The organism is Bacillus sp. DB-2, from assembly GCF_003315125.1.
Taxonomy (GTDB): domain Bacteria; phylum Bacillota; class Bacilli; order Bacillales; family Bacillaceae_G; genus Bacillus_A; species Bacillus_A mycoides.
This window is the reverse complement of sequence record NZ_QNRN01000001.1, coordinates 150,171-169,749: the sequence shown is the minus strand read 5'-3', so window position 1 is coordinate 169,749 and position 19,579 is coordinate 150,171. Positions and strand designations below refer to the sequence as shown.

Annotated in this window: 21 protein-coding genes, 1 pseudogene and 2 other annotated features; of the genes and pseudogenes, 14 read left to right on the top strand and 8 right to left on the bottom strand. The window is 35.9% G+C overall.

Going from position 1 to position 19,579, the window contains the following annotated elements; all coding sequences use genetic code 11:
- Position 1 precedes the first annotated feature (1 nt).
- The 6 genes from DET63_RS00985 (at position 2) to DET63_RS00960 (ending at position 4,023) form a co-directional block, all read left to right on the top strand.
- Entirely contained in the window at positions 2-1,030 is a 1,029-nt protein-coding gene (locus DET63_RS00985) for a FecCD family ABC transporter permease (RefSeq protein WP_113935624.1), read from the top strand.
- Positions 1,017-1,835, top strand: coding sequence for an ABC transporter ATP-binding protein (locus DET63_RS00980; RefSeq protein WP_113935623.1), 819 nt, complete (start codon positions 1,017-1,019; stop codon positions 1,833-1,835). Before DET63_RS00985 ends, DET63_RS00980 begins: the two co-directional genes overlap by 14 nt.
- Positions 1,802-2,197, top strand: a complete 396-nt coding sequence (locus DET63_RS00975; protein ID WP_113935622.1) for an ankyrin repeat domain-containing protein — start codon at positions 1,802-1,804, stop codon at positions 2,195-2,197. Before DET63_RS00980 ends, DET63_RS00975 begins: the two co-directional genes overlap by 34 nt.
- Before the next feature lie 294 nt (positions 2,198-2,491).
- Positions 2,492-3,019 (top strand): GNAT family N-acetyltransferase, encoded by a 528-nt coding sequence (locus DET63_RS00970; protein WP_113935621.1) that lies wholly within the window; start codon positions 2,492-2,494, stop codon positions 3,017-3,019.
- A 58-nt stretch (positions 3,020-3,077) separates the two neighbouring features.
- Complete coding sequence (locus tag DET63_RS00965) at positions 3,078-3,536, top strand: GNAT family N-acetyltransferase (protein WP_113935620.1); 459 nt, start codon at positions 3,078-3,080, stop codon at positions 3,534-3,536.
- A gap of 109 nt (positions 3,537-3,645) precedes the next feature.
- Positions 3,646-4,023: a hotdog family protein gene (locus DET63_RS00960; RefSeq protein WP_002088730.1), complete on the top strand. Its 378-nt coding sequence runs from the start codon at positions 3,646-3,648 to the stop codon at positions 4,021-4,023.
- Positions 4,024-4,062: 39 nt separating this feature from the next.
- Here the strand turns inward: DET63_RS00960 and DET63_RS00955 are convergent, their stop codons facing one another.
- On the bottom strand, positions 4,063-4,608 hold the full coding sequence (locus tag DET63_RS00955) for a helix-turn-helix domain-containing protein (protein ID WP_113935619.1): 546 nt from the start codon (positions 4,606-4,608) through the stop codon (positions 4,063-4,065).
- 156 nt (positions 4,609-4,764) lie between these two features.
- Here DET63_RS00955 and DET63_RS00950 point away from each other — a divergent pair, with 156 nt between their 5' ends.
- Both DET63_RS00950 and DET63_RS00945 read left to right on the top strand, forming a co-directional pair.
- Complete coding sequence (locus DET63_RS00950) at positions 4,765-5,169, top strand: DoxX family protein (RefSeq protein WP_070144931.1); 405 nt, start codon at positions 4,765-4,767, stop codon at positions 5,167-5,169.
- A gap of 21 nt (positions 5,170-5,190) precedes the next feature.
- On the top strand, positions 5,191-6,048 hold the full coding sequence (locus DET63_RS00945; protein WP_113935618.1) for a VOC family protein: 858 nt from the start codon (positions 5,191-5,193) through the stop codon (positions 6,046-6,048).
- Between the two features lie 16 nt (positions 6,049-6,064).
- Here DET63_RS00945 and DET63_RS00940 read toward each other — a convergent pair whose 3' ends face one another.
- The 3 genes from DET63_RS00940 to DET63_RS00930 all read right to left on the bottom strand — a co-directional run bounded on the left by DET63_RS00940 (position 6,065) and on the right by DET63_RS00930 (position 11,602).
- Positions 6,065-6,379 carry a 4a-hydroxytetrahydrobiopterin dehydratase gene (locus DET63_RS00940; protein ID WP_113935617.1) on the bottom strand — a complete coding sequence of 105 codons (315 nt, stop codon included), beginning with the start codon at positions 6,377-6,379 and terminating at the stop codon, positions 6,065-6,067.
- Positions 6,360-8,114 carry an aromatic amino acid hydroxylase gene (locus DET63_RS00935; protein ID WP_113935616.1) on the bottom strand — a complete coding sequence of 585 codons (1,755 nt, stop codon included), beginning with the start codon at positions 8,112-8,114 and terminating at the stop codon, positions 6,360-6,362. Before DET63_RS00935 ends, DET63_RS00940 begins: the two co-directional genes overlap by 20 nt.
- A 162-nt stretch (positions 8,115-8,276) precedes the next feature.
- Positions 8,277-8,504, bottom strand: a binding site (T-box leader).
- 51 nt (positions 8,505-8,555) lie between these two features.
- Positions 8,556-8,784 (bottom strand) — a binding site (T-box leader).
- A 70-nt stretch (positions 8,785-8,854) separates the two neighbouring features.
- The gene (locus tag DET63_RS00930; protein WP_113935615.1) at positions 8,855-11,602 is read right to left on the bottom strand and encodes a S8 family peptidase; all 2,748 of its coding nucleotides are present in this window, start codon (positions 11,600-11,602) and stop codon (positions 8,855-8,857) included.
- Between the two features lie 228 nt (positions 11,603-11,830).
- Between DET63_RS00930 and DET63_RS00925 the strand changes: the two genes are divergently transcribed.
- Complete coding sequence (locus DET63_RS00925) at positions 11,831-13,069, top strand: TolB family protein (RefSeq protein ID WP_113935614.1); 1,239 nt, start codon at positions 11,831-11,833, stop codon at positions 13,067-13,069.
- A 43-nt stretch (positions 13,070-13,112) separates the two neighbouring features.
- On the opposite strand, the gene DET63_RS00920 is transcribed toward DET63_RS00925, so the two are convergent.
- Complete coding sequence (locus tag DET63_RS00920; RefSeq protein ID WP_000071861.1) at positions 13,113-13,235, bottom strand: DUF4023 domain-containing protein; 123 nt, start codon at positions 13,233-13,235, stop codon at positions 13,113-13,115.
- Positions 13,236-13,307: 72 nt separating this feature from the next.
- Complete coding sequence (locus DET63_RS00915; RefSeq protein WP_113935613.1) at positions 13,308-13,646, bottom strand: phosphoglycerate mutase; 339 nt, start codon at positions 13,644-13,646, stop codon at positions 13,308-13,310.
- Positions 13,647-13,815: 169 nt separating this feature from the next.
- Between DET63_RS00915 and DET63_RS00910 the strand changes: the two genes are divergently transcribed.
- From DET63_RS00910 to DET63_RS00900, 3 genes and pseudogenes are all read left to right on the top strand, one after another.
- Entirely contained in the window at positions 13,816-14,391 is a 576-nt protein-coding gene (locus tag DET63_RS00910) for a histidine phosphatase family protein (protein ID WP_113935612.1), read from the top strand.
- Positions 14,392-14,736: pseudogene (locus DET63_RS00905) on the top strand (delta-aminolevulinic acid dehydratase); the annotation flags it as partial.
- A gap of 264 nt (positions 14,737-15,000) precedes the next feature.
- Positions 15,001-15,501, top strand: coding sequence for a DoxX family protein (locus tag DET63_RS00900; RefSeq protein ID WP_113935610.1), 501 nt, complete (start codon positions 15,001-15,003; stop codon positions 15,499-15,501).
- Between the two features lie 36 nt (positions 15,502-15,537).
- Here DET63_RS00900 and DET63_RS00895 read toward each other — a convergent pair whose 3' ends face one another.
- Entirely contained in the window at positions 15,538-16,422 is an 885-nt protein-coding gene (locus DET63_RS00895; RefSeq protein ID WP_113935609.1) for an alpha/beta fold hydrolase, read from the bottom strand.
- A gap of 15 nt (positions 16,423-16,437) precedes the next feature.
- A complete protein-coding gene (locus DET63_RS00890) occupies positions 16,438-17,277 on the bottom strand; it encodes a GNAT family N-acetyltransferase (RefSeq protein ID WP_113935608.1) in 840 nt (279 codons plus the stop codon).
- 269 nt (positions 17,278-17,546) lie between these two features.
- On the opposite strand from DET63_RS00890, the gene DET63_RS00885 reads away from it, so the two are divergent.
- Both DET63_RS00885 and DET63_RS00880 read left to right on the top strand, forming a co-directional pair.
- The gene (locus tag DET63_RS00885; RefSeq protein ID WP_113935607.1) at positions 17,547-18,932 is read left to right on the top strand and encodes an alkaline phosphatase; all 1,386 of its coding nucleotides are present in this window, start codon (positions 17,547-17,549) and stop codon (positions 18,930-18,932) included.
- 54 nt (positions 18,933-18,986) lie between these two features.
- Positions 18,987-19,451 (top strand): hypothetical protein, encoded by a 465-nt coding sequence (locus DET63_RS00880; protein WP_113935606.1) that lies wholly within the window; start codon positions 18,987-18,989, stop codon positions 19,449-19,451.
- Positions 19,452-19,579 lie beyond the last annotated feature (128 nt).

Here is a 19,579-nt window from a genome sequence, read left to right as displayed (position 1 = left end):
TATGGAGAGTAGTGAAATAGTAAGAGAAAAGGAACATCCTTTTGCGAGAAAAAGGTGGATAATAACAGTTACTTTAGTCGTATTAACTGTTCTAGGTCTTTTTTATGGCCTTTTTGCAGGGAGCTTATCTTTTTCTTTACGAGACATTATAGAAGGTATACAAGATGAAGGTTCGACAGTTCATCGAATTGTATGGGATCTTCGTATACCGAGAGTGCTCGTTGGTTTTATAGTAGGAACGTGTTTAGCTGCATCAGGAGCATTATTGCAAGGGGTTATGAGAAATCCTCTTGCAGATCCTGGAATTATCGGAGTTTCATCAGGAGCAGGTCTTGTAGCAATTATAATCATGATTTTATTTCCTCAACATATGGCATTCTTACCACTAGGAGCGTTTTTAGGAGCTTTTATTACAGCAATGGTCATTTACGCACTATCATGGCAAAGGGGGGCGCCACCTTCACGAATTGTATTAGTAGGTGTTTCAATAAACGCCTTAATTGGTGCAGCGACCTCAGCGCTAATGCTATTACATAGTGACAAAGTACAATCAGTTTTACCGTGGTTAGCTGGTGGTATTGGTGGTGTTAGTTGGGCACATTTAAATATGATTATTTACTATGCGATATTCGCTATTATATTAGCTTTCTTCGGTATTAAACATATTCGAGTATTAATGCTTGGGGATGAAATGGCAAAATTATTAGGGTATAACGTGGAAAGAAGTCGGTTTTATTTAATAGTAGTAAGTACAATGTTAGCTGGAATAGCAGTTAGTGTTTCTGGTCTTATTGGATTTGTCGGTCTTGTTGTACCGCATATGTTACGTTTATTAGTTGGAAATGACTATAAATATTTACTGCCATTATCATGCCTTGGCGGTGGGATATTACTTGTTTTTGCGGATGCGATAGCTCGAAGTTGGTTCGATCCAATCGAATTGCCTGTTGGTATTTTATTGTCCTTCTTAGGTGGTCCATTCTTCTTATATTTAATCCATAGAGGAGGAAAACAACGTGATTTCCGTTAACAAAGTGTTTTACGCACATTCTGAAAGATTTCAAATGCAAAATATGAATGTACATATTAAAGCTGGGGAAATCGTTAGTTTAATCGGTCCGAATGGATCGGGGAAATCTACTTTGCTTCGTTTAATAGCACGGCTACTTAAGCAAAGCGAAGGAGACATCATTTTAGATGGGGAAAATATTCATATGATGAAGAGTGCAGATGTAGCGAAGCAATTAGCGATGTTACCACAAATGCACGATCATCAATTAGATTTAACAGTGAAAGAACTAATAGAGTTCGGAAGAGGTCCTCATAAATCATGGAGTAGTCGCTTAAATAAAGAAGATGAAGAAATTGTTGATTGGGCATTGTCTGTTACAAAGCTTGAAGGGTATGAATATCGTCTTTTACAATCCTTATCAGGAGGAGAAAGGCAACGTGCTTGGATTGCAATGACGCTTGCACAACGTACAAATGTCTTATTGCTAGATGAACCAACAACCTTTTTGGATATCGTTCACCAGTTGGAAGTAATGGAACTTGTGAAACGATTAAATGAAGAGTTTGGTATGACAATTATAATGGTTTTACATGACATTAACCAAGCAGCTCAATATAGCGATCGTTTACTCGTATTAAAGCGAGGGAAGATTCAGTATGATGGTGTGCCAGAAGAAGTACTATGTCATCAAATGTTTCAGCGTGTATTTGGAATTGAAGTTGATATATTCCAAGGGAGTGACAAGCCATTTTTTACACCGAAACGAATTTGTGAAAAGGGAGAAGAGAGATGCAAACAGACGAGCGTATTACCACTGAGTTAGTAAGGGAATTTGTTATGGCAGCTCACGGAGATCTAGAAAGAGTACAGGAGCTTTTGGCCGAATCACCAAGCTTACTTCATGCTTCTTATAATTGGGGTGGCTCAGATTGGGAAAGTGCCTTAGGAGCAGCGGCCCATGTAGGCCGTAAAGATATTGCTCTTTATTTACTGGAAAAGGGAGCTCGGATGGATATTTTTGCAGCAGCTATGCTTGGTGAACTTGAAGTCGTACAAGCCATTTTAGTAGCACAACCAGAAGCATTACGTGCATCTGGCCCACATGGCATCACTCTTCTTCAACATGCACGAATGGGTGGAGAAAAAGCTCAGCGTGTATTTGAGTACTTAACAGTGCTTTCTTAATGACCGCAAAGTTCTTATGTGCGGTAAACTTTCCACTCAAAAGATTGGAAGGTTTACCGCCCGTTAGAACGGGATAAGTATCTAGTATATTTGAAAATCCTACACCCCCTCAATTGTAGTTTTCTTTATACTAGTTATGATATGGATGCAGTAGACACTCTTTTGTCTACTGCTTTTTTTTGATATAATACACTTTTATAAGATTGAATTTTCTTTCTTTTTGGTAACTTTCTTGATATGAATTATTCAACACTTACGTAGTTTGAAATATGTTGTTATGTAATGAGGTTCAAAATGATGGGAGTGAATAAAAGAGTGTTCCATACAGATCGCTTACAATTTCGTAAATATACAATGGATGATTTACCATTTTATGCTTCTTTATGGGAGGATGAGAAGGTAATGCGTTATATTGGAAATGGAACGTTAAAAACATTTATGCAATGTAAAAAAAGTTTGGAGGAGAGGGTACTTCCAAATTATAAAAACGGTCTCGGTTTATTTGTAATGATTGAAAAGGAAACAGGGATACGAATTGGTCATGCAGGACTTGTCAAGCAGAAGGTAGATGGAAAAGAGGAAATTGAGATTGGCTATTGGCTACTTCCTAAGTATTGGGGGAAAGGGTATGCGAAAGAGGCTGCGGCGGCATTTCGAGACTATGGTTTTCAAGCATTACAAATGAATAAATTAATTTCACTTATTAATCCGAACCACCCAGCTTCAATATTTGTTGCTAGAAAAACAGGGCTTAGTTATGAGAAAACAACTTCATTTCATGAGATGGATGTTCTCGTTTATTCCATTAAGCGGGTTGGATGAAAAAAGGTGAATTGCATTTTTGGGAGAATGGTATATAAAAAATAAAGGGAGGGATTACATGTATATTTATCATAATGGACTAATTATTCGTGAAGGAACGAATGGAGTGCCAGCATATGCGATTAAGACATTATTTGAAGATACTGGCTGGAGTAATGATAATATCCCTTCTTGGCAAATTGAAAAGTTTACGATTGCATTTGAAAATTCAACATGGGCTTTCACAATTTGGGATGAAGAAGAAATGGTCGCGATGGTTAGAGTGATTTCTGATCAAATCATGGTTGCTAACATAGTAAATTTAGTTGTGAAGTGTGAGTATAGGGGGAAAGGGTTAGGTAAGAAACTTGTAGCTCTTTGTTTACAAAAGCTTCCGCATGGTGATTGGTTTGCGCATACGTCCGCTAACAATTTTGATTTTTATAGAAGTTGTGGTTTTGAAGTAAGAGAGTTATCAAGAAATGGAACATGTGCGTACTATGGGTATCAAGTGGCAAAAAAGGAAGGGCATCGATAACTTATAAGGTAATAAAGAAAAAGGATTGCTATTTTAATAATATAAACTGAACTGAGACTCATTTTGTGATAAAATAAAAGAAAATTCAGTTTATTAACGGGGGATAAAAATGAATGTAAAAGTTGGAGATATATTTAAATACGAAAGAAGATTTACCGAGGAAGAAGTTTTTGAATTTGCAAATATTACAGGCGATAAAGGTAGACATCATATGGAATATGATGAGAATGGACGATTAATGGTCCATGGTTTATTGACTGCTAGCATTGGGACGAAAGTAGGCGAAGAGTTACATTACATAGCGAGGGAATTAGTAAGTGAGTTTATTAGACCAGTTTTTACAGGGGATACGATTACTTGTGAATTAACTTTAACAAATATTGAGCAAATGGAAGGATATAAAAAAGTTTCAATTGAGTCAGTTTATCGCAATCAACATGAAAAGACCGTACTAGTTGGGACGAGTTATGGAATTATAAGGGAATAAAAAAGAAGCCTGTTACGAAACAGGCTTCTTTTTTATCGTTTAGTAAACACGTTTTCGATTTTCCGCATGACTAGAGATAAGTAATAATGCAGATTCTTCACCTATATTGCGAACAATATGAGGAACGCATGCATTCCAAGAGAAAGAATCACCTTCTTCTACAATCGCAATATCTTCTCCATGTTGAACTTCTAGTTTTCCGCGTAATACAAGATGACACTCTTCACCTTCATGAGCATTTGGTGAGTTTTCTTTCGGGAATCCGGCAGAAATTTCTACTAGAGATAGGCGGAGACTACCTTGCTCCGCAACATGCTCAATTCTTTGTTCATCTTTTCCATACACACTGTATTTACGCTCTTCTTTTTTTACAATTTTCAAACGATCTTTTTGTTCTAACAATAAATATGGAAGGGGAACATTTAAAAAATTAGCGATCATTTCTAAAGTTGAGATAGATGGTGATGTTTTATTGTTTTCAACCTGACTCATAAAGCCTTTAGAAAGACCTGTTCCTTCACAAATTTGGGCAATCGTAATTCCTCTACGTTGACGAATTTCACGAATCGCAGAACCGATATTCATAAAATCATGCTCCTTTTTGTAAACAACTATTTGTATCATAGCAAAAAAAAAATATTTTTTCTCATGAAAAATGGATTGACGAATAAAAATAATTAGTGTATGTTTTGTAATGTAAATAAAAGTTTTGTATAACAAAACTATAAAGGAGAGAAAGAAATGAATCAACATATTGGTAACTTAATTATTCGTATCGTGTTAGGGGTAACGTTCTTTATGCACGGTTTAACAAAATTCCAATCAGGAATTGACAATATTGCAGGGTGGTTTACAAGCATTGGTTTACCAGGAGGACTTGCATACGGTGTAGCAACAGTGGAATTAGTTGGTGGTCTATTGTTAATTCTAGGTTTAGGTGTAAGATATATTGGATTATTATTTGCACTTGTTATGGTTGGAGCGATTGTGAAAGTAAAATGGTCAGCTGGTTTGTTAGGAGACGGGAAAAATCCTGGATTTGAGTTAGAACTTGCATTATTAGCAATGGGTGCTTATTTATTTGTTGCGAAAGCTGATGGTTTTGTAGATAATTTCTTAAAAGAGAAAATGTTAAAGAAGAACTAATTTAAATGGGGGTATAACAAGATGAGCTTTCAACTTCATCCCGAAACAACACTTGGGGTTGTTCATTTATATGTATCAAATTTAAAGAAATCGCTAGAGTTTTATACAGAAGTATTGCGTATGAAGGTACTGGAAGAAAAAAGTACAATCGTTACGTTTGGTAATGAGGACAATGAGCCACTTCTCATAATAGAAGAAAAGGAAGACGCTCTTCCGAAGCAAAGAGGTCGAACTGGTTTATATCACTATGCAATTTTATTACCAAACAGACAAGACTTAGCAAATATTCTTCGTCATTTTGTTGAGAGAGTACATCCATTACATGGTGGGGCTGACCATTACTTTAGTGAAGCTCTTTATTTAGCTGATCCAGATGGAAACGGGATTGAAATTTATCATGATCGCCAAAAAGAAGTTTGGCATGATGAAAATGGAGAGCTACCATTTGTTAGTAACCCGTTAGACGGCGAAGGATTATTACAGCAAGGAAGTACATGGAATGGGTTCCCGGCTGGTACTGTGATGGGACATATTCATTTACATGTAGCTGACTTAGAAGAAGCGAAACGTTTCTATGTTGATGGCCTTGGTTTTGATGTAACGATTCCAGCTCGTAATGGAGCGTTGTTCGTATCAGCAGGTGGTTATCATCACCATATCGGTTTAAATACATGGCAGGGTGAAGGTATACCACCACAAATGCCAAATTCCGTTGGTTTGAAATATTTCACAATTGTACTAGCAGATGAAAAACAAAAAGAGCAAGTGTGTGAAAGTTTAAAATATATTGGCGTAGTTGCTACGTATAAAGATGGAATATTACAGGCCGAGGATCCGTTTGGACATTGTATACATTTTAAAGTGAAAGGAGAAGCCTAAAAAGGCTTCTCTTTTTTCACTTTCTTATAATAGCTTTTTCATTTTGTAAAAATAGTTCATCAAATTGCTTTGCAAGGTCAAAATCTAGTTTCGTTAAACCTTTTGCATTCCATGATGACAAAGTAATAATGACTGCTTTATACTGGATAAGGATAAATGGGTGGTGATTATGTTCTTCTGATAGTTTGGCGGCTTCAGAGACAAATTCGACTCCTTTTAAGTAGTCGGAAAACATATATTTTCTTTCAATCCATTTTTCATCTTTCACTGTCCATTTATCCCGCTTTGTTAATTCCTCTTGTACTTCTTCATTAGTTAATCGTAGCATCATTTTTCACATCCTTTACCTGCAGTAACGCAAGACCATTGTTAATAAGACGTGTTACAGATTCTTCAGTTGTGAAAGTAGAAAGTTGTTGTAATAATGCTGCTGATGCTTCGTGACCTTTGTTATGTTCTAAAAGCAATTCTAAAATTTCAAGACGAAGCAACCATTCTTTCGGATAAAATTTATTTAATACTTCTTGAATAGCTATTAATTGATCAGTATGAGTATCGTGTAAAATACTATCGTTACGTATATCTCGAACTGTTTGATACATACGTTCAAGCTTATTCAGTACAAGTGGATCAGGCGTTTCTTGTACTTCTTCATTCATCGGGAAAAATGCAACCGCATCTGCCGCTCCTGGGAATACAGAAGTGATTTGTGAGCCGACAGCCATATCAAATGCTCCCCATGAAGGATCAAATAATAAGCGATCTTTATGAGTAACTGCACAATTTATAAAGGAGATAAGAGCAATTTTTTTATCATTCTTTACAATGTCTGTTACTGTTCCTTTTACATGAATGCCACTTGCAAAAGTAAACTCTGCACTGCTTCCAATTGTAATGCCTAATGATTGTAATTGTTCTTCTGTACAATTTTCTAATGCAATATCTCCATCTAGTAATCCGATTGGTGTCCCGAATCCATCGCTGTGCACAGATGTAGAATGATTTGCTAGTTGTTTATTGTGAATTGCTAATGCAGTTGGTGAGCTTGTTCGTGTGTAAATAACTTCACCAGTATCATTTTTAATTGCCTCTGTAAATGTACCCGTAATTTGTAATCCACTACTTAGCTCAGTTGTAGCATGATTTTCGGAGCGGATTGCTTTTTCTAATCCTTCTGTGCCACCTGTTTTAAATGCCATCGTTGTAGAGAACTGCTCAAGGGCCTCAGTCAATTCTTCAAATGATTCACAAACAAATAGCTGTGGTTGCATTTTTGTCACATCATAAGTTGTCCCGGTGCAAGCTTCAATTGAGAATGGGACTTTCTTTACAGCGTTTGTTAAGCAATGCTTACTTTCACCGACAGAGGAAAGGAGACCAGCACCGTAAATTTTCGGATCATTTATATTGCCGATTAAGCCGTATTCCACTGTCCACCAGAATAAACGTGAAATTTGTTCTGCTTCTGATAAACCAGAAACTAAGTTTTGTTTTTCGATTACAGCATTTTCAGCAACTGCAACTTCTTCAGGTGTAGAAGTAGGGCTTTCTTTTACGATCGTTAATGTACGAACGGCTTCAAAAGCATCATGTTCTTCTTTTGTGGAGAAAGCTTTCGCTCCAATTTGTCCAAAGCGTTTCACATATTTTGCATATGTAGAATCAAGCAAAATCGGTGCGTGGCCTGCAGCTTCATGAACGATATCAGGAGCGGGTGTATACTCGATATTTTCTACTTTACGAATATCTGTTGCGATTGGTAGTAATCCATGCCCCTGAAAATCGAAGAATGCGACGCCGGGAATAAGTCCGTCAATCGTTACGGCACCCCAGCCGCTTGGTGCTAAACAGTCATTCATTTCTTCTACTTTTGGAATTGCATCTATATTAATACCAGATGATTGTAGTCCGTTAACATAGGATGGATGAGCAACATCTTTTAAGAAGCTATGGTTTTGTCTCATAATGTAACGCCAAACAGCGTGATTCACCGGTGTGTATTGATCATAATGCTGTGTGGATACGAATGGTTTTAAATGTGATGGAATTTCTGTTTTCTTTGTCATTTAGACGTCCTCCTTTTTCTCTATAAAAATGAATACCAGTTTTGTATAACTTGTACCACCTCCTTTCAAAATTGTAAGCGCTTATAAAATTTTATCATAACATTCGAAATTCTTTAACAACTGTTTGCGTGAGAAATAGAAAAATCCCCTATCGGAAAATCCGATAGGGGCGAAAAAATCGCGGTACCACCCTATTTGTAAGTGAAAATATACTTACATCTCAACTAATGATAACGGAAAAATTCCGTCTTTTCCTTCATGCATAAAAGCACTACGAAAAAGAAGCTCCAGAATTGTAATTCGTACTTATATATGTGCTAATTCCCACCGACCATTAGCTCTCTGAAACAGGGATACAAGATACTACTGCGATTCTTTCAACGCGTATATATGAAGTTATTTAAAAGGGAAGGACGCAAAAAAGCCCCTATCGGAAAATCCGATAGGGACGATAAAAATCGCGGTACCACCCTATTTGTAAACAATTAATTGTTTACCACTTACTTTAAGATAACGGAAAGATCCGTCTTTCTCTTCATGCATAAAAAGCATTACGGGAAAGAAGCTCCAGAATTGTAATTCACCCTTGTATATGTACTGATTCGCACCAACCATCAGTTCTCTGAGACAGGGATATAAGTCGCTACTAGTATTCCTTCAAAGCCGATATATAATTCGTTCAACTAAACTATGTTTTGTATTATAAAACTATATTTAAAAGCTTGTCAACAATAATTTTATTATTTCACTTCTAAATCGACGTTTAAATTAGATTTATTTCCAGCTGCATCGGTTGCTACAATATGAATTGTATTCTTTCCTTGTTGTAATTGACTACGATCGAAATAAATTTCATAGTTTTTCTCCCAAGGATTTAGGTATGCACTTTCCCATGCTCCATTTCCGTTAATTTCATACTGTATCGTTACGGGATGTCCTGGAGCAACCCATCCAGATTCGGTCATCCAATCTAAAAGTATATCATCTACTTTCCCTCTAATTACGAGGTTTTCTTGATCTACTTCAGACGATAATTTCGGTGCAGTGCGATCGACAAACACAGCTCCTGTCTGTTTCGTTTCTCCTCCAGAATTAGAAGCAACGGCTTCAATTTGGTATAAGCCATCAGGTAGAGGGGATCCATCAGTTTTCGTACCATTCCATTTGAAAGATTTATAACCAGGTGTTTCGTTTTTACCTTGATACACCATGCCTTGATATGTTACTCGGTCTTTCGTAATTAAATTAGCATGAAACGTTACATCCTCAACCGGTGTAACTAAATAGTAATTGATCAGGTTGTCATCTAGTATTCCATCATTATTTGGACTAAAAGTAGAATTAACGATTTCAAGGCCGTCAATACGTTTGTATTCTTTCGGATCAATGCTAAATGTAAATGGAATACGCATTTCTTCAGTCTTCCCTTGCTCTTTCACATATAGATTTCCTGTATATACACCTTGTGGTAAGGAGCTATCTACAGTAATAGTAAAAGGCTTTTCGATGTTACTATTAGGTTTCACACTAATAGAAGAAGAGAAAGAAGTCTGGACTTTTGTTTTTGTATCTAGTAATTCAATGCGAGTTGAAAAGTTTTTCTTTTTGTTAGAAAGATTTTGTAACGTAATATTTTGTGTTAACTTCACTTTGCCGCTATTAGGTTTAATAAGACCGAAACTTACATTGTTAGGTTTCACTAATGCATCTGTTTGGGCTGCTTTTGGAATGTTAATTAAACCAGATCCTTGTGCCATGACAGGATATGTATTTTCATTGACATCCTTTAATGTTTTTGCTGTATTGGCAAGAGCTGCTTTCAATTGTTCTGTCGTCCAATCAGGATGCATTTGACGGAGTAGGGCAACAGCTCCCGCCACTTGTGGCGCAGCCATACTTGTCCCGTTGTGAGATTCATAGCCACCTCTTGGGACAGTACTAGTAATTTGTACTCCAGGTGCAACAATATCAGGCTTTATTAGCCAACTACCTTGTGATGGTCCTCTTGAACTAAAGTTACCAATAAGTTCTGTTTGCTTTGGTTGTCCAATTTTTATATTTTTCTTTCGTTTTGTAATTAAAGTTTTTAACTCTTCGCCATTTGTATTTGATAACTGCATTACTGGAACAGCTAGATTTTCACGTCCAAAATATTCGGGCATAATATTAATTTCTTTTTCATTAGAAATTAGTAGCACGCCAAGAGCACCAGCTTGTTTCGCTTGTTCTGCTTTTACTAACGTGCTTGAGGTTCCTTGTAAAACAAGGGCGAACTTACCTTTCACATCTTGTTTAGCGTAATCACTTGAATTACCATAACCAACATATATAAGCTGAGCATCGTTGCCTACTTGGAAATCTGATTTTGATAACGGTAATCCTTGGTAAGATTTATTGGAACCAGCTACTTGGAATGTTGGAAATGGAATAGAAACAGTAGATGCTCCAACAGAGATGACACTACTTGCGTTACCAGGAGCGTCAACAGACCAAGGCTTTGGTCCATCATTCCCATTTGAGACGACTGCAGTAACACCAAGTTTTGCTGCGCGTTCTAACGTCATTGTTACAGGTTGATCAGGTACATTCAAATCTTGACCAAGAGATAGATTTAAAACATCGGCACCATCTTGAATAGCGCGCTCAATACCTTGAATAATATCTTCGGTCGTACCAGTACCAACATCATTCATGACACGGTAAGCGAGTATAGAAGCATTCGGAGCAATCCCCTTTATTTTTCCGTTACCAGCGATAATTCCTGCAACATGGGTACCGTGAACGTTTCCATCCATCGGATCATTATCCTCATCGACTGTATCATAGCCACCGATATAATTTGCTTGCAAATCAGGATGGGTATAGTCTACACCTGAATCGATAATAGCGACTTTCATCCCTTTCCCATCAAGTGGTTTACCAGTTGGATCTTTTAAATTCCAAGCTTCAGGTGCACCAACTGTAGGGCCTCCAACGTTTGGTGTTTCTTGATCTGTTAGGCTTTTTGACGTTTCATGTAATTTATATGTTAAGTTCGGATAAATTGCTTTTACTTCAGGTAAAGAAGCTAGAGCGGCAATTTGATCCCCTGGGATAGAAATAGAAAATCCAGAAAATAACGTACTATACGTTTCTTTTATGGTTGCTTTCGGTGCTTTTTCTTTTATTTTCTTTGTTGTATCCTCTTGTGCTTTTTTTAGTTGTGCATGGTATGATTGCACATTGCTATTTTGTAGGTCCGGGGCATGTTGAATGTTACTTTGTGAAGCGAGTGGAGCATGTTGCAATTCTACAATAACTGAAATTTCTTTTGATGTTTTTGTTTCAACATTTTGCGCGATTTTGTTTTCTCCCCATTGTTCAATATTTGCTTTTAACTGTGGACTAAATTGCTTCTCTTTTTGCAGTGATTCAGCATGGGCGCTTAATGCTCCAAAGCTCGAAAAGACGAGCGCCATACTTAATAGTGTTGATGTAGTTTTCTTCATTGAAACTCCCCCTAATAAAAGTGCCAATTTTCCGAAAATAAATATTACATTTTTATCGTTAATTATAGGTACGGATGTTGGCTAAACTATACATTCGACATAATTCATACCAAACCTCTTTGAATTGAAAATTTCTTGGGAAATTTTTTGGGATTATGTCGAATGGATAATATTTGCATATAGTAAGCGGAATATGAGGAATGCTAAAGGGGGAAATGGGGGTGCTACATGAAAAGGTTTATAGTAAGTGGAATCGTGATTTTGTTCCTTTTTTTCTGTTCAAGTTCTATTACTAGCGCAGAAAACAATGGAGTGAAAGTTGCCTTTATTCGTAATCATAATCTATGGATTAAAGTCGGTGGAAAAGAAAAACAAATTACAAAAGGAGAGTACATAACAGGGCCGAAATGGTCACAAAATGGAGAATGGCTTGCATATGCAAAAGGAAAGAAGCGAAATCACTTTGAACTGTATCGGCTGAAAGATGGAAAGAAAGTTACACCATCTCAATCAGAAGCATCGAATTATCAATGGTCACCAACAGAGAATATAATTGCATTTGTATTTGCACACACATTAAATACATTTGATGCTGAAAAAAAGAAAGCAGATTTTGAAAACGTAGCTAATGGTGTAGGTGACTATGCATGGTATCCTGATGGTAAGAAGTTTCTTGTATCATCAGAAGCGTACTTGCTTCCAACAGGATGGACAGGTGCTCAGTTATATGAAATACAAAAGGATGCAAATATGAATCCTCATAAGATGAAGCATTTATATGCACTACCGAATGAGCATGATGACTTTTTAGCATTAGTTGGAAGTGGATTTAATTGGTCGCCAGATCAAAAATGGATTTCGTTTTTGGCAGTACCAACAGCTTCTTTGTCAGCTGATAGTAATCCCCTTTGCTTAATTCGATCAGACGGCAGTCGTTTTGAAACAGTAGATCAAATGTTATTAAACACACAATGGTTCAAATGGGCGCCATCAAAGAATATATTAGCCTATATTGAAGGAAGCGGGAGAGTGGCTTTAGAGAATAAGCATTTAAAAATAAAAGAATTGCCGGCTCTCCAGCAAAATACATTTACTCCAAAAGGCTATGTTGATTGGGATTTCACATGGAAGAACGATAATGTAATTATCGTTTCAAGGGCAACGGAAGCAGAGCTATCGGTCCCTCTAGAAAAAAGACCACTACCATCTTTATATGAAATAAATAGTACAACAGATGAACAACATCAAATTACAAAGCCATCAAATAGCCAAGGCGATTATAACCCTATTTTTAGTAAGAAAAGCAACCAATTAATGTGGCTCCGTTCAAATCGTAAGAAAGCTGATGTATGGCTTGCTCATAACGATGGAAAACATGAGAAGAAGTGGATTGAAAATATAGATGTGCCAGAGTGGTATTATGAGAAATGGAATTGGGAAGATGTCGTTTCGGTTAAAGACGAGTAAAAAAACCTGCCTGAAATATAATTTTCAGGCAGGTTTTTCAATGTTATTTATGTGTTTTATTTGGCTTTTTTTTCGCAGGGTTTCCGTTCCCTTGGCGCTTTCTATTTTGTTCATCTTTTGCTTGTTTTTCATGTAATGTATCTAAAAAATCATTTGAGTTACTCATTTTTATATCTCTCCTTTTTTCATTGCGTCCTAGTTACTATAACCATTTAGGAGGGAAATCATGAGATAAAAGTTAAGCGTTTAGTTTTCTTCGGTAGTATACGTAAAATATGCCATATGTAATGAATAACATAAGTAAAACTTGTAACTCTACATTTTCTTTTAAAATAGTTGCGACAGAAGATGGTAAGTAAGGTGATGTATCGATCGTTCCTAAACCTAACCATTTGTTTAAGAGGTTCATGATACAAAATATGAAAACACCAGACCAGCTTGCGATAATTGCTTTTTGTTTAATTTTTGTTTCACGCTCATCATCTGTAATCCAAGGATTAGCAGTTTTATCACTATTAAAAAAGCCATTTATGTATCCCCATATGATCATTCCCATAAAAACGATAATCCATTTCATATTTGTAATCCTCCTCTTCTTGTAAAAAGTATTTTACATATATAATTGTAATATTTTTCAAATGTTGGTGTCGAACACTTTTTACATTCTACTTTTTAAAATAGCAGGAGTAAAGAAAAAAATAGGGAAGAAATATGTGAGACTATTTCCTAGTGAGAGGAAGAGGAGAATGAAGCTTATTTTTGTTCGGCATGGTGAAGGTGAACATACGAAAGATTTACCATTAAGTTTACAAGCAGTGAATCCGCCATTGACGGGCGTGGGAAAGAAGCAGGCTGAATTGCTTCAGTGCGATGTACCATTACAAGAAAAGGATATATTAATTGCTAGTCCTACACTTCGAACTTTACAAACTGCGACAATATGGAGTGCGGAAGTTGCTTGTCAAAAAATTGTTCACCCATATATATCCCCACGTATTTTTCCTTATCGGGAATCCGCCAAAACATTACCGTGCGATCAATTATTAGATCGAAAGATAATACAAAATTTATTTCCACATTTTTCATTAGAAGAAAGTAGAAATGAATTGTTATGGAATGAGGGAGTCAATATCATCTCGGAGATGCAATTTCAGCAAATAGTAGATGAATTTCTGCACTGGTGCTATCAGTTAAAAGCAGAAAAAATTTGTATCGTTGCACACGATGGAACAATTACAGCGTATAGGCAATATTTACAGAAAGTCGCTTTAACTAGAGCTGATTTTTTGAAAGAAACGGGTATATATGAAATGGACTTATAGGAGAGAAAATTTGTAATGGAAGAGTTAGGAGAAGATGTGTACGACTTAAATGGGCCGAGAGTATACTTTAGCGTAGCGGAAATTAAGTAATATGCAAAATTGCATATTACACATATTGTAAATGGTTGGTATAAGTTTGGGGAGTTGAAACTAGTAGAATCCATTTTACATAAAGATACAAAATCACATGTTAAATCGATAGATTATGTAGATGGAAATATAGCACTTATGTTTACAATACGCTTATTTTACAGGCTTATTAACCATGACAAAATGTTAGAAGAAGCTGTTCAAGAAACTAGATTAATCGATGAGGAGACACATACATTTCGATTATATAAATAGCGTGAAACACGTTTATTCTATATTCGAATAAATGTTTTTCACATTTAACTCACAGTTTTGTTACACTTTATTCAATGAAAATGATTATCACCTGTGGTATGATATGTTCAAGTTTTTACAGGTAATAAAAGTTACTATATATACGTTAGTATTTAATGTTTTGTACACATGTCACGAATTATTCACAATTAACATTTTAAAAGTAAGTAACCAATGTTATTATATTATCTGTAACTGACTTAATTACAACTTTAGGAGGAAGATATGATTATTCAATTTTTAAGAGAAAACAAAGCAGTTTCTTTTGTATTAGCGATAATTCGAGTGTATCTTGGTTACACATGGGTAATGGCTGGAATCGGTAAACTACAAGGAAAAGGCTTCGATGCAACTGGTTATTTACAAGGTGCAATTGAAAAATCTAAAGGAGCACAACCAGCTGTTCAATCTTGGTGGGCATCATTCTTACAAGATTTTGCAATTCCAAACGTTGACTTATTTAATACACTTGTGACGTGGGGAGAAATTTTAGTCGGAATTGGTTTAATTGTAGGCTGTTTAACAAAAACAGCGGTCTTTTTCGGTCTTTTAATGAACTTTTCCTATATGTTTAGTGGGTCAATTGGTGTAAACCCTGAAATGGTTATCTTATCCATGTTCGTTCTTGTTTCTGGTATGAATGCTGGAAAACTTGGAATTGATGGCTTAGTTATTCCAAAAGTACTAGGATCAAAAATTCAAAAACGTCAAAAGCAAGCTGCTTAATATATGAAAACGGGTATCTCAAAATGAGATACCCGTTTATTTTTCAGTACTTATAGGATTTTTCTTGAAGAAATCTTTTACATACCCTACAAATTCTTGTGGCTCTTGACGAAATGGAGCATGATAACCTTTTTCGATAATATGGAAATTGCTATTTTTTAAGAATTGATGATAAGTTTCTCCTTCTTTCCAAGAAACGCTATTATCATTTCTTCCCCATATAATTAAAGTTGGTTGCTTGATTTCAGTTGCATTGATTTGAAGACGCCTAGGCCATAATTTCATTTTATTATAATGCTCTTCATCATTACGCTTGAATTTAACTTTGCTCTCATCATAATCTGCAATAGAAGAAACGGTACTTAAATCAGTCGACAACTTTGGTTTTGGTGAACCTTGTTTATTAACGAACGTATGAGGGCCGCCTGTAGCATCAGTTAAAATAAGGTGGGTAACCGCTTCGGGGTATAAATATGTTAAATTAAGAGAAATTTCTCCGCCCATAGAATGTCCCAGTATTGCGAATGAGTCATACCCTAGTTTTTTCATTAACTTATAATACAAATTTGCATGAGTTGGGAAAGAATAATAAAAATCCATCGGTTTAGAGGAACGTCCGAATCCTAAAGCATCAACAGAAATAATCGTATGATCTTTTGCTAAATCTGAGTAAACCTTTTGAAAACCATCGGATGATCCTCCAAATCCATGGATCATAAGTAAAGGTGGTTTTTCATCACCAATCTTTTTAAAGTAAATCGTTTGACCATCTATCTCTACCATTTTTTCCTCGGTAGCTAGTTTCGCTGTAATTGTATTTTTAACTTGTTTTACTTGTTCTACTGGCTTTTCTGCTGCACTACATCCTACTAATAGTGTAAGAGTAAGACAACCTACCATAAAATAGCTAAATTGCTTCAATTAGGTGTCTCCTTTCTAACATAATGCTGCATCTATCATAGCAAATAGTATATTACGATTTCCAGGAAGTTGATTACCATTCTTTATCATAAGAGGTGAAAGGAGCGTTTCCTGGAAATTTTCTGTTTGAAGAAATTGACGGAAAATGAATTGTGAGTGCGGAACATCAATGCGTATTGACCCATTCCACGAGTTACAAATTATTTCTAATAACTGAATAGCGTCTTTTTCTTTTTTTGAAATAAGTGGAGTGATACATAGTACATCTCCTTTTTGTATGCATAAAGCAAAAGCATCTATTTGATTATCTCGCTCTATTTTAAAGGAGTAAGTTGCTCTCGATAGTAGTGATAAATAAAGATTAGAACGATCTGCACCAGTCGCAGTTTGATCAAGAAAAATGAGAGATTGAAGATCGGCTTGCTGAATTTGTTTTATGGGAAAAGAATTTATACTTATATGAGCCGCTTGTTTTTCGAAACGATGAATTGTTGTTATTGATTGAAATCCATAAGATTCATATAAGGATTCACCAGCTTTTGTTGCAATGAGCGTAATAGGGAGCGATGGATAAGTTACTTTTAAGCTATTGTTTAACAAAATACGACCAATTCCTTTTCTTTGAAAATCAGGATGCACGATTAACATACCGATAGAAGAATATCCAGGGGCAAACGAAAAGACCCCGCCCGCTGCAATAAGTTTATTCTCATGTACATAGCCAAAAATTGTGCCAATGGAAAGGTACATATGGAATTGCTCTTTCATAAAACTCTCATGCTGTAACCACCCGACTGATTTGCAAAGAGAGAGTAAATCTGGAATGGAAGATGCGTCTAGTTTTACTGTTTTCATAAAGTTCACCATATTTCTATTTAAATTAGAAAAAATAAGAATAATATTACGAAATGTAAAATAATAGGTTCGTATTAAAAGAAATCCAACATGTTTATATTTATCTTTGTAAAGGAGAGTATGCTTGATATGAAAAGACAAACTTATACAAATTATAACTGAAATTTACATAAGTTAACAAAAAATTTACATATAACTCATTTTCTCTTAACAGTCTTCTATTAAATTTGATAGAGGGAAATGAATAACCTAATTAGGGGGACAAGACAGTGAAAAAGTTTGTAAAAAAAGCATGGCCATTTGCAGTTGTGGCGTCGTTAGCAGTTACTTCGGTAGCAACATGGAATTTTACGCGTTCTAGTGAGGTTAATGCAGATGAGAACGGAAACAATGCAAAAATTAAAAATGTCATTGTATTAATTGGGGACGGTATGGGGCCTTCATATATGACAGCTCATCGTTATATGAAAGATAATCCAAAAACATTTGAGATGGAATCTACAGAATTTGATAAGCATCTTGTAGGAACACAAAAAACATATCCAGAAGATGAACATGAAAATATTACAGACTCTGCATCGGCAGCTACTGCGATGTCAGCAGGTATAAAAACATATAACGCAGCTATTGCAGTAGATAATGATAAAGCTGAAGTGAAAACAGTATTGGAGCAAGCGAAAGAAAAAGGGAAGTCAACGGGACTCGTTGCAACTTCTGAAATTACGCATGCAACACCAGCTGCATTCGGTGCACATGATATTAGTCGTAAAAATATGGACGCAATTGCAAATGATTACTTTGATGAAAAAATTAAAGGTAAGCATAAAATAGATGTTATGCTTGGCGGTGGTGTAAATAACTTTGTTAGAAAAGACCGCAATCTTACAGAAGAATTTAAGAAGTCTGGTTATAGTTATGTAACAGATCGTAATCAATTATTAAATGATAAAAGCGATCAAGTTCTTGGCTTATTTGCACCAGGTGGTTTAGACAAAATGATTGATCGTACTGACAAAACACCTTCATTAGAAGAGATGACAAATGCAGCGATTGAGCGTTTGAACAAAAATAAAGACGGTTTCTTCTTAATGGTCGAAGGTAGTCAAATTGATTGGGCTGGACATGATAATGATATTGTCGGTGCAATGAGTGAAATGGAAGACTTCGAAAAAGCGTTTAAAGCAGCAATTGAGTTTGCGAAAAAAGATAAGAACACATTAGTTGTTGCAACTGCAGATCATTCTACTGGCGGATTATCTTTAGGTGCGAATGGTGAGTATAATTTTAAAGTAGATCCGATTAAAGCTGCGAAACGTACGCCAGACTTTATGGCAAGTGAGATTGTAAAAGGTGCAAATGTAGAAGAAACATTGAAAAAGTATATTGATCTACAATTAACACCAGAAGAAATTAAAGCTGTAAATGATATAGCTCCATCAAAAGATGTAACAAAGATTGATAATGCAATTGAAGATATCTTCAATAAGCGTTCGGTTACAGGTTGGACAACGGGTGGACATACAGGTGAAGATGTGAACGTATATGCATTCGGACCAGGTAAATACTTATTCTCTGGCGTTCAAGAGAATACAAATATAGCTAAACGTGTCTTTGACATTATTGGCGGCGGCGATCCAAATAAAGGAAGACGCTAATTATAAATGAAAGTGAGGCGAAATGCCTCACTTTTCTTTTTAGGAGATGGAAAGATGAGCGTTTTTTTAGGGAAATTAAGATTCCTTCTAGTATTTGTATTATTGCTAGTTGGATGTCAATCTCAAGAGAATAATATAGAACAAAAATCTGCTGGAAAAACTGAGGAAAAGGTACATATAACGAAAGAAGAAGAGAAATTCATTCAAGATGTTATTGAGGCATTTGTACGGACGACGAATGAAAAAAATCTTGCTGAACATATGGAGTTATTTTCAAAGAAGATGCCTAGTGCTGAAGACTTAAAAACACAAAAGGAAGCGGCATTTCAAAAGGGAAATAAGAAAATAGAGTTAGAACATATGAATATGAAAGCTCTTAAAGGTGGGCTTGTTATTGTTGAAACGGAGGAAAAAGAAGTAGATGGAGGGGTTACTCTTCAAAAGAAAATGCAGTATGCACTTGGAAAAGAAGACGAAGGGTGGAAGATTGAAGAGGTTCGTACGATAGAGAAGAAATAAAGTGAAACTTTAATCAGTGGGGGTTTTGTCCATCCCCCACTGATTATTAGTTGAACCAATCGGGCTTTTATGGGCAGTTGATCGCCCACCTAACTCCTTCGCATTCGCAGAATTTTGAGGTGGGAGTC

Bases quoted from the DNA above. Each gene is read 5' to 3' on its own strand.
- DET63_RS00985 (WP_113935624.1), top strand. From the start codon at position 2: ATGGAGAGTAGTGAAATAGTAAGAGAAAAGGAACATCCTTTTGCGAGA.
- DET63_RS00955 (WP_113935619.1), bottom strand. From the start codon at position 4,608: ATGAATATCGGTTCTGCGATTCGTGAAATTCGTCAACGTAGAGGAATT.
- DET63_RS00940 (WP_113935617.1), bottom strand. From the start codon at position 6,379: ATGATGCTACGATTAACTAATGAAGAAGTACAAGAGGAATTAACAAAG.
- DET63_RS00965 (WP_113935620.1), top strand. From the start codon at position 3,078: ATGTATATTTATCATAATGGACTAATTATTCGTGAAGGAACGAATGGA.
- DET63_RS00915 (WP_113935613.1), bottom strand. From the start codon at position 13,646: ATGAAATGGATTATCGTTTTTATGGGAATGATCATATGGGGATACATA.
- DET63_RS00890 (WP_113935608.1), bottom strand. From the start codon at position 17,277: ATGAAAACAGTAAAACTAGACGCATCTTCCATTCCAGATTTACTCTCT.
- DET63_RS00945 (WP_113935618.1), top strand. From the start codon at position 5,191: ATGAGCTTTCAACTTCATCCCGAAACAACACTTGGGGTTGTTCATTTA.
- DET63_RS00920 (WP_000071861.1), bottom strand. From the start codon at position 13,235: ATGAGTAACTCAAATGATTTTTTAGATACATTACATGAAAAACAAGCA.
- DET63_RS00910 (WP_113935612.1), top strand. From the start codon at position 13,816: ATGAAGCTTATTTTTGTTCGGCATGGTGAAGGTGAACATACGAAAGAT.
- DET63_RS00900 (WP_113935610.1), top strand. From the start codon at position 15,001: ATGATTATTCAATTTTTAAGAGAAAACAAAGCAGTTTCTTTTGTATTA.
- DET63_RS00950 (WP_070144931.1), top strand. From the start codon at position 4,765: ATGAATCAACATATTGGTAACTTAATTATTCGTATCGTGTTAGGGGTA.
- DET63_RS00935 (WP_113935616.1), bottom strand. From the start codon at position 8,114: ATGACAAAGAAAACAGAAATTCCATCACATTTAAAACCATTCGTATCC.
- DET63_RS00925 (WP_113935614.1), top strand. From the start codon at position 11,831: ATGAAAAGGTTTATAGTAAGTGGAATCGTGATTTTGTTCCTTTTTTTC.
- DET63_RS00930 (WP_113935615.1), bottom strand. From the start codon at position 11,602: ATGAAGAAAACTACATCAACACTATTAAGTATGGCGCTCGTCTTTTCG.
- DET63_RS00960 (WP_002088730.1), top strand. From the start codon at position 3,646: ATGAATGTAAAAGTTGGAGATATATTTAAATACGAAAGAAGATTTACC.
- DET63_RS00880 (WP_113935606.1), top strand. From the start codon at position 18,987: ATGAGCGTTTTTTTAGGGAAATTAAGATTCCTTCTAGTATTTGTATTA.
- DET63_RS00975 (WP_113935622.1), top strand. From the start codon at position 1,802: ATGCAAACAGACGAGCGTATTACCACTGAGTTAGTAAGGGAATTTGTT.
- DET63_RS00970 (WP_113935621.1), top strand. From the start codon at position 2,492: ATGATGGGAGTGAATAAAAGAGTGTTCCATACAGATCGCTTACAATTT.